The following is a 13,982-nucleotide window of genomic DNA, read 5'->3' on the forward strand; positions in this document are numbered from 1 at the left end:
ATAGTTTGCTATTTTAAATGTCTTTAGCTTTCGCTATAAGACGATTATAAGCACTAAACATACTGCGAATTGATGCACGTGTAATGTTTGAGCTTACGCCAACACCAAATGTGGTGTTGCCATGACGCTCGTCGCGCATCTCGATGTATGCTGCAGCCTTTGCTCCAGAACCTTGTGCTTGAGCAAGTGTATGCTCGGTGTAGTCAATAAGTGAGAAGTCAAGCTCTGGTATGCACTGCTTGATTGCAAGCTTAACAGCATCGATAGGACCATTTCCTTCAGCCTCTGAGTGGAATTTTTCTCCGTGGTAGCTGAAGTCAAGAATAGCAACTGTATCATCTGTATCCTTGTCGTCCTTGATAACAACATATTCCAGTGTAAGTGGCTCCTTGTTTTCCAAGTACTGAGACTTGAATGCCTCCATAATGCGCTGAGGTGTAACCTCTCCGCCCTGCTTTTCTGAAATGTACTGAACAACGTCAGCAAATTCACGCTGCATCTTCTTTGGAAGCTTGTAGCCGTATACTGTATCCATAACGAAAGCAACGCCGCCCTTTCCAGACTGGCTGTTGATACGAACCACTGGCTCGTACTTTCTTCCGATATCAGCTGGATCGATTGGAAGATATGGGACCTCCCAATACATGTTTTGGCGATTGCGCATTGCTGCAACGCCCTTGTTGATAGCATCCTGATGTGAACCAGAGAAAGCTGTAAATACAAGCTCTCCTGCATAAGGATGTCTTGCATCGGTAGGCATCTTTGTGACTCTCTCACATACCTCCACGATTTCTTTTATATCATCAAGCTCAAGCTCAGGATTTACACCCTGAGAGAACATGTTGTAAGCAATTGTAAGAATATCTACATTACCTGTACGCTCACCATTTCCAAGAAGTGTGCCTTCTACGCGGTCCGCACCTGCAAGAAGTCCAAGCTCTGTGATGGCAACACCTGTTCCTCTATCGTTGTGTGGATGGATTGAGAGGATGATGTTTTCTCTGTCTTTGAAATGAGTGCTCATCCATTCAATCTGGTCTGCGTAGACATTTGGTGTGTTCATTTCTACTGTAGCTGGCAGGTTGAAGATGATAGGTGCATCTGTTGCATGATTCCATGTATCCTGGACAGCTGTACAAATATCAAGGGCGAACTCTACCTCTGTGCCGGTGAATGATTCTGGTGAATACTCCAGCTGAAGGTTGCCGTTGTAGCGGTCAAGTCTGTCCTTTACCATCTGTGTGCCTGCTTTGGCAATTTCGATAATCTCGTCTTTGTCTGCATTAAAAACCACATCTCTTTGAAGAGTAGATGTGGAATTGTAAATGTGGAAAATTACATTTGGTATTCCCTGAATTGCCTCAAAAGTGCGGTCAATCAGTTCCTCGCGGCACTGTGAAAGCACCTGAACTTTAACATCTGAAGGGATTTTATTTTCCTTAACAAGTTGTCTTAAAAAGTCGAATTCGATTTGGCTAGCTGCAGGGAAGCCAATCTCGATTTCTTTGAAGCCTAATTTTAGTAGGAGGTCGAATAGTTCCATTTTTTCGTCGACATTCATTGGCTCGACGAGGGCTTGGTTGCCGTCACGTAGGTCTACTGAGCACCAAATTGGAGCTTTGGTGATCTGCTTGTTAGGCCATGTACGCTGTGGAAACTCTAACACTGGGTTTGCTTTGTAACGCTTGTAGTTCAACATTATTCTTCCTCCTAGTATTTAATTATTGTCTGTTATTCTCCTAATCCCGATTCGATAGAAGAAATTATATCTTCTAAGGCTTCGTTTTCGTCATCACCATCACAGATGATAGTGATTTCTTCGCCTGCTTTGACGCAAGCACCTAAAACGCCAAGTACTGATTTGGCATTTGCTTCATAGTGATTATCCGTTGTGAATGTAACCTTTGATTTATATTTCATGGCTGTTTCGCAAAGAACCCCTGCAGGTCTAAGATGCAAGCCAGTTGCATTCACAATCTTTACCTTTTTTGAAACCATATCAATTATCCTAGTTTACAACATTGTATTAGTAATTAACTCAGCCAGTGCATGTGCATCTGCATCGATTTCTTCCTGATTCTTGCCTTCAATCATAACACGAACGAGTGGCTCTGTGCCTGATGGACGGATGAGTACACGTCCTTCACCAGCAAACTTAGCCTCAAGCTCTCCGATTGCCTTTGCAATTTCAGGATACTCCATATAGCTTTCCTTCTTGTGGTTTGGAACCTTTGCATTGACAAGTGCCTGAGGTAATACTTCCATAATAGATGCAAGCTCAGAAAGTGACTTGCCTGTCTCCACAAGAACTCTGAGTAGGTGAAGGGCTGAAAGAAGTCCATCACCTGTGGTGTTGTCATCTAAGAAGATAACGTGACCACTCTGCTCGCCGCCGATATTATAACCGTTCGCAAGCATATTTTCCAAAACATATCTATCGCCAACCTTTGTTGACTCAACATTGATGCCCTGTTCCTTTGCCATCAAAGTGAATCCAAGGTTTGTCATTACTGTAACTACACATGTGTTTTTCTTAAGTGTGCCCTTATCCTTCATGTGCTTTGCACAGATAGCCATTACCTGGTCGCCATCAACAAGACGTCCCTTTTCATCTACAGCTAGCATTCTGTCGGCATCACCATCGAATGCAAGACCGATGTGAGCGTTTTCTGCAACAACACGAGCCTTTAGCTCATCCATGTGTGTGCTTCCGCAGTTTGAGTTGATGTTTGTTCCATCTGGATTGTTGTGGATTGTGATAAGCTCTGCGCCCATTTCTGAAAGGCAAGCAACGCTAGTTCTGTAAGAAGCGCCCTCTGCACAGTCGATAACAATCTTTAATCCTGATAAATCGATAGGTACTGTCTGCTTTAAGAAATCAACGTACTCACGACCAAGGTCGAATCTGAAATCTACCTTACCGATTTCTGCGCCAGTTGGAAGGCTGATGCCCTTCATATCGCTCTCGATAAGCTCCTGGATTTCATCCTCAAGAGCGTCTGAAAGCTTGAAGCCTTCGCCATTGAAGAACTTGATTCCGTTGAATTCCATTGGGTTGTGGCTGGCAGAAATAACAACTCCTGCATCTACCTTGTGCTTACGTGTAAGGTAAGCGATTGCTGGTGTAGGTAAAACTCCTACGTATACTGCATTTGCGCCAACTGAGCAGATACCACTCATAAGTGCTGAAGCAAGCATTGTTCCAGAAATACGTGTATCGCATCCTACGATGATTGTAGGCTGATGTGATGCTTCTTTTGTAAGTACGTAAGCGCCTGCCTGACCCAAAGCCTTTGCAAGCTCAATAGTAAGTTCTGAGCCAGCAACACCTCTGACTCCATCTGTTCCAAATAATCTTCCCATATTACTCCTCTGAATTTTCTGTTGCCGCTGATGTATCTTCTATAACGGTAACTGTCACCGATGTATTTTGAATGGTGACTCCTTCAATATTTTCAAACTGAACAACAACTGTCTGTGATTCACCAACTGTAAGGTTGGTGCAATCAATAGTGCCCTTGATAGCTGTTGCGTCTAAAGCTGCTAACATATCTGTTGTACCAAACACGTTAACCTGTACCGAAGTAACATCCAGTGAAACTGCAAGTCCTTCAGGTATGTTTATAAGTGAGATGTTGTCTGCGCTGACTTCTGCTGTGGAAGCTGTTTCGCCAGACATCAACACATATATTGTAACCTTTGATGACGAGCCATCTGCCAAAGTGACGCCTTCTGGCAAGTAAGACGAAATGTCTACTGTGGTGGTAAATGAACCTGTCAAATCTGAAAGGTTAATAACTGTATCAGGTATGGTGATAGATGTAACATCATTGAGTGCTGTAACATCACCTTTTATGCCGACTGATGATGGATCAGTTTTTATTGAATCAAGTGTAAGATGTGGTGATAATGTGCCACTTGTTTTAACTACTAAATCTACTGTTTTGATATTAGAAAATACAACACTAACGCTAACCGTAGGTACCGAAAGGGTCAGTTCCTTTGAATCTACTTCTTCACCATCGGAGTCGTAGAACTTAGGGATGACGCTTTCTGTAAAGTTGCTTGTAACACCTGTGATGTTTGCTGAAGCAACAACTTTATCAATTGTAGAAACAACATCCTCAGGACCTGTAACTGTGATAACAGTAGGGCTGCTCGATACAGAATCTACTGTCAGGCCGGTTTCGATGGTACCTGTAGTTTGTGCCTCGATAACAAAACGCTCTGTCTTCTCATCCTCAAGCACTACGTATAGATAGTTTTGCTTGCTTGAAATAGTGATGTAATTTGCATAGGATTTTGCAGCAATTGTAACAGGTATACGTTCTTCATTTTCCAGGCTGTTCATATCTGCAGTAGCAGAAAAGTCTGAAGATGAAAGCTTTTCTATGATGGAACGCTTTGCAGTAACTCGGAAGCTAACTGTGTTTACGCCATCTTTTATTTCATAAAGCTTTCCCGCACTCTTGAGGACGTCTTCATTGGTTACTGTAACAACAGCAGTGAATGTCCTAGTCTGGGTTGGGTCATCGATGTTTACAACAACCAACCAAAGCAGGAATGAAAACACCACCGCTAAAATTTTTAATCCTACATCTTTTGTAAGGGCATTAATAATTTTTTGCTTCATGCCATACCTCCTTCTGAAGTATGGGCTGTACCATCCTCTTCAACATCAGGATTCTGGATGCGCTTAAGCTCTGCAATAAGCTCGTCCTCCTTGACATCTCGAACGATGCGTCCCTCTCTTGCGTATGATACTGTTCCAGTTTCTTCTGAAACAACGATTGTAAGGGAATCGGAAACTTCGCTGATGCCAACAGCTGCTCTGTGACGAGTTCCCAAATCCTTTGATAAAGCCATATTGTCTGAAAGAGGAAGGTAACATGTTGCAGAAACAACTCTGTCTCCTCTCACAATAACAGCACCATCGTGAAGTGGTGTGTTTTTCTCGAATATATTGATAAGAAGCTGTCTGGTTACAAGAGCGTCCAGACTGATTCCTGTTCTTTCGAATTCTGTAAGCTGCATATCGTTTTCAACAACGATAAGGGCTCCTGTTTTAACTGCTCCCATTTCATAGCAAGCAGATACCAAACCGGTGATGGTTGAATCGTCGAATTTCTTAGCACCTGGCTTGAGCAAGTTCCAGGTGAATAGTGAAGTGATTTTACGACGTCCTATTTGTTCCAGGGCACGACGAAGCTCTGGCTGGAACACCACGATCAATACCGTAACAGCAACTGAGACGAATCTCTCGCCCAACCAGAGGATAGTGTTCATCTGAAAGATTGCTGCAAGCACAAAAAACAGCATGATAAAAATGACGCCTCTAATAAGCATCCAAACCCTGCTGTTTTTCACCCATACCAATAAGTGATATACGAAGTATGCAATTATGAAAATTTCAATTACATCTGTAATGGAAACATCTGGAATATTTACATTGAAATAATCATCGATGAAGGCATCTACAGCATTGACAAAATCAACCAATGATCCACTTCCTTACTACCCTGTCGGGGATTATATTTTCTTTACTTCTTTTTCTTCTTCTACAATTCTGATCTTTGGTACTGCAGTTACATAATAGTAATAATCATCATCCTCAAACTGAACCTTTTCAATTCGTGAGTAGTCTAAATCGAGAATGAAGTAATTTAAAATGAAACCTACAACTAAAACGATAATATTGCCAAGGATGAGCCCTGGGATTTCGCCCTTTTGGCTAGTGAGCAAAAAGCCGGCAATCATAATAATGAACTCTACGACAACGCCTGCAAAGTTTGCAACTATCCATGACATATTGATGCTAGCCTGACGAAGTAAATAAACAACTAAAAACATTGCAACCATGGCAGCTAGGAAGAAGTAGAACATCTTACTCTTGATAAGCTGCTCGTTTAATAAAGAAAAAACCGAAACATCGCTAGTCTCATCCAAGATAGCGGCCGCATTAATTTTAATTACGTGTAGATAATATGCAGTAACTGTTCCGCAAATAACTGAGCAAAGCTCGTTGATATTTGACATAAGGCCAGTGCCAAGTGCCATCACATATGGTGAGTGCAATGAATAGCAAACTGGAACCATGACCATATTGTAAGTATTTTTGCTTCTAAAATATGCACAAACGAGATAGCCAATGACCACCAAAGCTAGTGCAACAAGAGCAACTTGAGCGCCAAGCTCCGCTAAATCAACCAATAAAACTAACAATAAAATAAGGGAAACACCCTGAATTGGGAAAAATGCACTTATAATGGTAATGATAATAGAAACCCAAAGCTGGCTAACTGTATCATTGTAGCCAAAGTTGGATTTGATGCACATAAGACCTACGAAGGCAATAAGTGCGCTCCATATTTTCAAAAAAATCATTTCTCTTGAGAGAATGAATCTTCTAATGTCATCTCGTAATCTGATAAATGCGTTCATTTTATATTGATCCTTTAGTATATTTCTTCTTTGTTTCTAGCAAGTAATGGTTTGGTCTGTTGAGCTTCATCCTCATACATGAGGTTGAGCTTTGAATATTTAGCTGCCAATTCTTTGATAAGGCGTTTGCCCATTCTGTACTGCTTTGCAGCCCTGCGGCGGGTATTGTGAACATGTACGATGATGTACAGAGCGTATACCAATAACCCGATTAAAATCATAAGTAAAATATACATTGTGGTGATATTTTCAAGGACATTGCCTGCGATATACAAAACAATTCCCACATAAATAACTGCAAAAAAAACCGTGCCGGCGAGGAAACCTCCCCAGCCATGTAGTGCTATGTATTCTTTTTTTGAGTAGCGAAGCATAGGCTGATATTCAGGGCCTAATTCCTTTTCGAAAATGGCCATGGATGTCATGTGCTTTACGCGCTCTTCATTTATCATAACAATCCTCTCATCTTTTTACCTAGTAATACAGAATGAGTATAGCATAAAATTGGCTGAAAAAGAAATACCTACTAGCTTTTGCTAGCAGGTATTTGAATTAATGCACTATTTTTCAAGGAAACGCATCTTATTTTTATTGTCTGGCTTTTTCTTTGGTTCTTCAATTGGCTTTGGTTTCTCAATAGATTGAGCCAGAGTATTTGCCATAGTGTTTTTACAATTTTCGCAGAATCTACCAGTTTTGATACTAGCGCCACAATTTTCGCACTCGATACCAATTGGTGAGTCATCAGTAAACTGTAATCTTTCCTCACGAATCCACTGACGAAGCTGATTTGTGCTAACTTCATTGTCTTCTGAAATCTGCTGAATGGTAGCACGTGGATTATCCTGGATATAACTCTTTACCTCCTGGAACTTCTTCTCCAAATCGTCGCGACATGCAGGGCACATGTTAGGATTGCCTCCTATATAATTGAACAATCTGCCACAAGTTCTACAATTACGTACCTCCATAGATGATTCCTCCTACTTTAGTCGCTGCACTCGCCAATGCAGACGCACATACCAAATACCTCTTTTACTCCCCCACTCTTCAACACTCTGGCCACTTCATCCATCGTTGTGCCAGTTGTGTAAATATCATCAACTATAAGTACTTTTCTAAATTGTACAACATTTTCCGTTAATATAAAAGCTTTTAACAGATTTTTCTTTCTTTTTATGCTATTTAACTCTTTCATCGCAACAGTATCTCTTTCTCGTCTGACAATTTTATTCGCAATTGGTATACCTGTCGCTTTGCTCAATGCCTTCGCAAATACCTCCGCCTGGTTGTAACCACGCTTCTTTTCTTTTGGACCATACATAGGAACTGGAACTATAGCTTCTATGTTGATGGCGCGCAGCCAACTGCCATAATTTTTTAATGCGTGGGTGGCAAAAACTTTGCCGTAGCATCTCCTATTAGAATATTTAAAACGGTACATGGCATCTTTCATGCCGCCAGTATATCGAAACACCGCTTTTGCCTGGTCAAAATGATGCTTTGTCTCCTTGCAATTTTTACAGAACTCTTCCGATGAATTGTTGATAGGGCCTCCACATTTTATGCAATAGGTTCCGCCTACCAATTTCACTTTGGAGGCACATTCCTTACAGATTCCCATATCTTTTTCTATTTTTAATAAAACTTTATCGCAAGCTACACATCGTTTTGGATATAATAACTCTAGGCAAAAGTCTATAATACCTTTGTCGAATTGTTTCATAAGACTCCTATTTGACTAATTTGGGATTTCTAATTATTATTTAGTAACTGAATCTTTGAAAGGAACAATATGAAAAAAAGATTTTTAAGCATAGCATTAGCTGCTACTCTCGGTCTTTCAACAGTTGCCTGTGGAAGCAACAATGAATCCGAGTCTGAAAAAGAAGTTAATGAAGAATCCACTGAGGATTCATATCAATATAATATATCAGCACTCTTATCCGAAGACAATACCTACAATGAAAATCTTCTAAAGGGTTTTTCTGACGCTCTTTCAGATTATCTAGGTGAGGAACATTTTGTAATCACTACATCTTCTGTATCAGAAGATGCAACCAGTGAAGAAATTGCAAAGGCTGCTGTAAAAGACGGTTCAGATATGATTTTCACTGCTGGAAAGCAGACACTTTCATCAGCAACATCTGCTACAGACACTATCCCAATCATCGCCACTGGAATTATCGATTTCAAAGGCACACTTAGAATCGCCAGCCTTGATGGTAAATCTTGGGACAAGACTACAGGCAAAAATGTTACCGGTATCAGCAGCAAACCAAGCATTGTTGATCAGGTTTCACTTATGATAGAAGCAACTGATGATTTGCAGACTGTAGGCATTTTCTTCTCACCAGAAGATACTGATGCCATTTATCAGAACGAGATTTTCGAAGCATATCTGGATCAGGCGGGAATCCCTTGGAAGGAATATTTGATTCCAGCATCAGATACAGCAACAGATTATTCAGAGGAGGAAGAAGAACAGAATTCCACAGCTTTGACTCCTAGTAAATACGTTGCATTCTCTGCGAAAGAGGGAATGGACAATAATGTAGTTGCTCTTAACGAGGACTCTGTTTTAGGTCTGAACTCACAATCATCAACACGAGTTGCCCTTCAGTCAGATTTCTGGACTGGCGGCAAGGTTGTAAGAGCATCTAGCAAGGTAGACGATGAGACTTCGGAGGACGAGGAAGAATTAGAAGAATCTGGTGATTCAGATAATACTAAATCTTCAAGCAATTCATTATCTGAAGAATCAGAGGAAGAAATCACTCTAGAGTCTCGCATCCAAGAAGCCTGTGATGAGTGCTCAGCAATCTACATCCCATTTGGAAGCATGCTTACCGACCAGATGGATATTATCGGTGAAATCGCCACAGAATCTAAAGTTACTGTTGTTGCAGGCGACACAACAATCGGTGAAAATGCACTTGTAACACTTTTCTCAGACCCATATTCACTTGGATATGCAGCTGGCAAAAAAGCAGTGCGTGTTTTCAACGGCGACGATATTACAACAATCAAAATCGGCTACGGAAGCGCAGATGATTCTGTTAAGCTATACAATGGAAAAATTGCTGAGGAATTTGGCGTAGAATTCCCTAAGTCATTCAGCGAAATCGAAGAATTTTTAAGCACATATGTGTACGGCAGCAATACCGCCCGCTATTCTATTGCAGGAGAATAAATTCATGATTTTACATGTAATCAAATCCAACATATATTCAGGGGCAGAAAATGTTGTCTGTCAAATTATAAAAGGTCTTTCTGATCGTGAGGAGTTCATTTATATGGCTCCTCATGGTCCTATAGAGGACAAGCTCAAATCTATCGGTCTTTACGACAATTACTACGGCATCAACAAGCTCGATGTTGCTTCAATAAAGGCAGCTGTTGAAAAGTTTCATCCAACAGTGGTTCACGCCCACGATTTCACAGCCAGTGTTCTCTGCGCTTTTGCGCTTAAAGGCAGCGTGCCTATCATTTCCCATCTACACAACAATCCACCATGGATTCAAAAATTTCATTATAAGACAATTTCTTATTTGATGGCCTGCAAGTATATCGACCATATTTTAATGGTTTCCGATGCTGTCAGGGATGAGTATCGCTACACCAGCAAGATTAAATGTCCTATCACCATCGTGGGAAATCCTTTTTCTGTGGATGGGGTGAAGTCTCAGGTGAAGAGGGAGCTTTTTGAGGCTGATGGCGCCGGAGTTTCAGCTGAAGCCAGCAATTCGGTTGGTTCTAGGGCTGATGTTTCAGATGGCACCGGGGTTTCGAGTGTTTCCGAGTTTCAGAGCTACGACAGTGATTTGCTTTTTGTGGGACGTCTTACAGAGCAAAAGAATCCTATGCTTGTGCTCGAGGTTGCTAAAGAGTTAGCTGAGGCCGGATTAGTTAAGCGAGTTCGAATTGTTGGGGACGGCGAGTTGATGCCAGAGCTTCAGCAATTTGTTGTTGATAATAGACTTTCTGATATGGTTGTATTAGAGGGATTCAAAAAGAATTCTTATGATTATATGGCTTGCACAGAGGTTTTGATGATGCCTTCAAAATGGGAAGGTTTCGGACTTGTCGCTTTAGAAGCTATGTCTCTTGGAGTTCCTGTCGTCAGCACAAATAGCGGCGGACTAGTAAAAATCATGGATGATAGCTGTGGCTTCATCTGTGAAGGCAAAGATGAATTTGTGGCTGCTATCACATCTCTTTTGACTGATGCTGATTTATATGCCAACAAATCTTCTGGTGCAACCAAGCGTGCCATAGAATATAATAATATCGATGAGTATTGCGGAAAGCTGCTAGACATTTACAAATCATTTCAATAGAAGGTATGATGGCAGTCGCAATGCTGTTTAACAATCATTATTGGAGATAATTTATGACAAAAAAAGAATACAAGGAATTACTCAGAAGTGATTTTTTAAGATATTCAAATGATGATACTTTTATAGGTCGTTTCAAGGCCTATAAAATGAAGCCTGGCTATGCTTGGAGCTACTGGTACAGAAAGTTCTGCTATCAGAATTCCCATAGCTGGATGAAGCCACTTGCCTTCATCACCAGGCTTCGCTTTCATAGTGTCGCAGTTAAATACGGCATCGATATTCCAAGCCACATCAAGCAGATTGGGGCTGGGTTCATGATTGATCATTTTTCATGCATCGTCATTCATGTGGACGCTGTCATCGGAAGTGGCGTCACAATCCGCCAAGGCTGCGTAATAGGCACAAACGGCCGCGGCGTGCCAGTAATCGAGGACGGCGTAGACATCGGCGCAGGTGCCGCAATCATCGGGCCTATCACCGTTGGCAAGGGTGCACGCATTGGAGCCAATGCTGTAGTTGTTCACGATGTGCCTGCCGGAGCCACTGTTGTTGGCAATCCAGGGCACGTAGTGAGTAAATAGTCGGTGCTCAGGCTTTTACTTTTGCTGTATTAACCTAGGATGACTATATTTTTTCATATCTTTCGGCTTTTATAGTCTCCTTTTTTTGTTCTGACTATATATTATTCATGTTATTGAATTTTATAGTGCATTTAGTAGTGATATGACTATATATTTCTGTGTTAGCAGGAATATATAGTCATTTTTGTTGTAATCTGACTGTTTCTGACTATATCTTTTTATTAGTTTTAGTATATATAGTCATTTTGACTCTTTAGGACTATACATCTTCAGTTATTCTTGTTTTATATAGTCATAAGCTGCTGTGTGTGACTATATATTCTTCTTTTTTCCAATTCTTATAGCAACCCCAGTCTTATTTCTGCTATAAAATCAGGAAAAGTCCCTTATATATAGCAAAAGGCCAGCCCGTAGGCTGGCCGAAGCACAAGAGAATTCAAATGTGCTTTTAGGGTATGTTAGTCTGCGTACTCAGATATTGTGATTGTGTATGAGCTTGTGCCCTCTACGTATACAGTGCCGTCTGTACCAACGATTGAAACTGTGTTTCCGTCTTCATCAACGATTGTTCCGTTGTTTGTAAGTGATGTAAGAACTGAATCGCCTGTTACAACCCACTTAGATGAAGAGTCGATTGTAAGGTTTGCGTATCCATCACCACCGTTTCCTGCAGCTGACTCATCATCGATGAATGCACCTGTAAGAACTGAGCCATCTGTCATTTCCATATCAAGTGTTGAGATTGTATCCCAGATGATATCGCCTTCCATTTCCTGGTTGATAGCTGTGAATGAGCACTGTGCTCCGTTCTCTCCGCTTGTTCCCCAACCTCTCTGGTTTGCATTTCCTGTAACCCTAAGGAAGAAGTCATTTTCATCAGCGTATGTGATATCAACGTTTTCAAGAATGAATGTTGACTCTGTATTTGTTGTGTAGAACATACCGCCATTCTTTGCAGTGATGCTGCCGCCTGTCATAGAGAATGTAGAGTTACCTACTTCTGAATCACCTGACATTGACTGGTAAAGGATGATGTTCCAATCGCAGTCATTCTGCTCGCTTGTTGGAATGTTACCTGTTAAGTCGCAATCTGTAAGTGTAAGTGAGTTGAGACCTTCGATACATACGGCCTCAGCGCCTGTTGCTGTAAGTGTTGCATTTGAGATTGTGATATCTGCTGTACAGTATACTGCTGGTGAGCCAGAACCATTTGATGTGTATGTACCACCATCAACTACCATTGTTCCGCCACCTCTATCTGAACGAATTGCAGCTGCTGATTCGCCGTTTGTTTCAACTGTGTTGTCGTTAGCGTAAAGTGTACCGCCACCTGCAACGTGGATACCACCTGATGTGTTCTGCTGTGTTGTGATTGTTGAATTAGATACATAAGCCACACCATCGCCATATGCGAATACGCCAGCACCACCTGCTGCATCTGAGTCAATAGTCACATTGTCAACTGTAAGTGTTCCACCTGTTGTAAGTAAAGTGGCGCCAACTCCATAGAAAGAAGAATTGTCGCCACCTGTGCTGTCATCTGAAGTTCTTGTAATTGTTGAATCCTTTACTGTAACTTCACCATCTGTTACAAGGATTGCATTTTCATCAGTGCCTGTAGAGGCGATTGTCTCGCCCTCTACAGTCTCATCTGCACTGTACTCATATAATGCTGAGTATGTAATGTCTGAAGCTGATGTCATGTTTCCACCTGGCTGACCCATGGCTGACTGAGTACCACCAAGAATTTCTACTGATTCAACGTTACCATCTGCGTCGAATGTAACTGCAACCTGTGTGCCTACTTCGATATCAGAAAGTGTAAGTTCTGTCTGAGCATCGCCCATATCTGCTGGTGCTTCCCCGTCACCTGATGGAGTCTCACCATCTGCTGGTGCTTCCCCGCCACCTGATGGTGCTTCGCCCTCTGCTGCTTCGCCATCACCTGATGGAGCCTCGCCCTCTGGCTTGTCACCTGATGGTGCTTCACCGTCTGGTTTGTCTCCTGAAGGAGCTTCGCCATCTGCTGGTGTCTCAGCGCCTGCTTCTACAGTAGCTTCTGTCATTGCTGTATCATCTGAAGAATCCTCTGTATCTTCTGTTGTCTCTTCATCTGTAGTTTCTTCTGTTGTTTCCTCTGTTGTCTCATCTGTTGTCTCTTCTGTAGATTCTTCTGTTGCTGCATCCTCCGGCTTTGTAGGAGCCTCACCGTCTGCTGGTGCTTCTCCACCGCCTGACATTGCCATAGAGTAAGTTGTGCTGTCGCTAACTGTGACGTCTGCTGTTTCCTCACCCAATGTAAGTTCATTGTTTTCATAAGTTCCTACGGTGATTGTAAATCCCGTATCACTGACTGCTGTTACCTCTCCGTAGATAGTTTCACTGGCATAAGCTGTTGTGGAATCTGATCCGCAAGCTATCAATGAACCACAAGCAAGTGCTGCAGTCATCATTAATGCAGTAAGTCTTTTCCTCATTTTATGTCCTCCATTATCTGCATCGGGTTTCCCCAATGGTCAATATTTATCTGCGCTCCAACCTCAGCGCGTTACGTGTTATAGTTAAACACCGCATTGTGAAAATTAACGGTACTAAAAAGTGTTGATTATGTGATTGGTTT

Annotated in this window: 13 protein-coding genes; 3 read left to right on the top strand and 10 right to left on the bottom strand. The window is 41.7% G+C overall.

The window, feature by feature from the left end:
• Window positions 1–13 precede the first annotated feature (13 nt).
• The 9 genes from leuA to BO15_RS0102860 all read right to left on the bottom strand — a co-directional run bounded on the left by leuA (window position 14) and on the right by BO15_RS0102860 (window position 8,167).
• Window positions 14–1,699, bottom strand: coding sequence for a 2-isopropylmalate synthase (gene leuA / locus BO15_RS0102820; protein ID WP_033152185.1), 1,686 nt, complete (start codon window positions 1,697–1,699; stop codon window positions 14–16).
• 32 nt (window positions 1,700–1,731) lie between these two features.
• On the bottom strand, window positions 1,732–1,998 hold the full coding sequence (locus BO15_RS0102825) for an HPr family phosphocarrier protein (RefSeq protein ID WP_033152187.1): 267 nt from the start codon (window positions 1,996–1,998) through the stop codon (window positions 1,732–1,734).
• Between the two features lie 15 nt (window positions 1,999–2,013).
• Entirely contained in the window at window positions 2,014–3,363 is a 1,350-nt protein-coding gene (gene glmM / locus BO15_RS0102830; RefSeq protein WP_033152188.1) for a phosphoglucosamine mutase, read from the bottom strand.
• A 1-nt stretch (window position 3,364) separates the two neighbouring features.
• Window positions 3,365–4,633, bottom strand: a complete 1,269-nt coding sequence (locus BO15_RS0102835) for a YbbR-like domain-containing protein (protein WP_052169737.1) — start codon at window positions 4,631–4,633, stop codon at window positions 3,365–3,367.
• The gene (gene cdaA, locus BO15_RS0102840) at window positions 4,630–5,499 is read right to left on the bottom strand and encodes a diadenylate cyclase CdaA (protein WP_033152190.1); all 870 of its coding nucleotides are present in this window, start codon (window positions 5,497–5,499) and stop codon (window positions 4,630–4,632) included. Before cdaA ends, BO15_RS0102835 begins: the two co-directional genes overlap by 4 nt.
• Window positions 5,500–5,529: 30 nt before the next feature.
• Window positions 5,530–6,441 carry a hypothetical protein gene (locus BO15_RS0102845; protein ID WP_033152192.1) on the bottom strand — a complete coding sequence of 304 codons (912 nt, stop codon included), beginning with the start codon at window positions 6,439–6,441 and terminating at the stop codon, window positions 5,530–5,532.
• Between the two features lie 14 nt (window positions 6,442–6,455).
• Window positions 6,456–6,893: a hypothetical protein gene (locus BO15_RS0102850; RefSeq protein WP_033152194.1), complete on the bottom strand. Its 438-nt coding sequence runs from the start codon at window positions 6,891–6,893 to the stop codon at window positions 6,456–6,458.
• Window positions 6,894–7,001: 108 nt separating this feature from the next.
• A complete protein-coding gene (locus tag BO15_RS0102855) occupies window positions 7,002–7,412 on the bottom strand; it encodes a flagellar protein (RefSeq protein WP_033152197.1) in 411 nt (136 codons plus the stop codon).
• Between the two features lie 17 nt (window positions 7,413–7,429).
• Window positions 7,430–8,167: a ComF family protein gene (locus BO15_RS0102860; RefSeq protein WP_033152198.1), complete on the bottom strand. Its 738-nt coding sequence runs from the start codon at window positions 8,165–8,167 to the stop codon at window positions 7,430–7,432.
• Between the two features lie 69 nt (window positions 8,168–8,236).
• Between BO15_RS0102860 and BO15_RS0102865 the strand changes: the two genes are divergently transcribed.
• Genes BO15_RS0102865 through BO15_RS13010 form a run of 3 tightly spaced genes read left to right on the top strand, consistent with a single transcriptional unit; the run spans window position 8,237 to window position 11,362 of the window.
• A complete protein-coding gene (locus BO15_RS0102865) occupies window positions 8,237–9,634 on the top strand; it encodes an ABC transporter substrate-binding protein (protein WP_033152200.1) in 1,398 nt (465 codons plus the stop codon).
• Between the two features lie 4 nt (window positions 9,635–9,638).
• Window positions 9,639–10,781, top strand: a complete 1,143-nt coding sequence (locus BO15_RS0102870; protein ID WP_033152202.1) for a glycosyltransferase — start codon at window positions 9,639–9,641, stop codon at window positions 10,779–10,781.
• Window positions 10,782–10,834: 53 nt separating this feature from the next.
• Window positions 10,835–11,362 carry a serine O-acetyltransferase gene (locus tag BO15_RS13010; RefSeq protein WP_052169738.1) on the top strand — a complete coding sequence of 176 codons (528 nt, stop codon included), beginning with the start codon at window positions 10,835–10,837 and terminating at the stop codon, window positions 11,360–11,362.
• 458 nt (window positions 11,363–11,820) lie between these two features.
• Here the strand turns inward: BO15_RS13010 and BO15_RS13015 are convergent, their stop codons facing one another.
• Window positions 11,821–13,839, bottom strand: a complete 2,019-nt coding sequence (locus BO15_RS13015; RefSeq protein ID WP_052169739.1) for a right-handed parallel beta-helix repeat-containing protein — start codon at window positions 13,837–13,839, stop codon at window positions 11,821–11,823.
• Window positions 13,840–13,982: the final 143 nt, after the last annotated feature.

Source organism: Pseudobutyrivibrio ruminis HUN009 (genome assembly GCF_000703005.1).
Lineage (GTDB): Bacteria > Bacillota > Clostridia > Lachnospirales > Lachnospiraceae > Pseudobutyrivibrio > Pseudobutyrivibrio ruminis_A.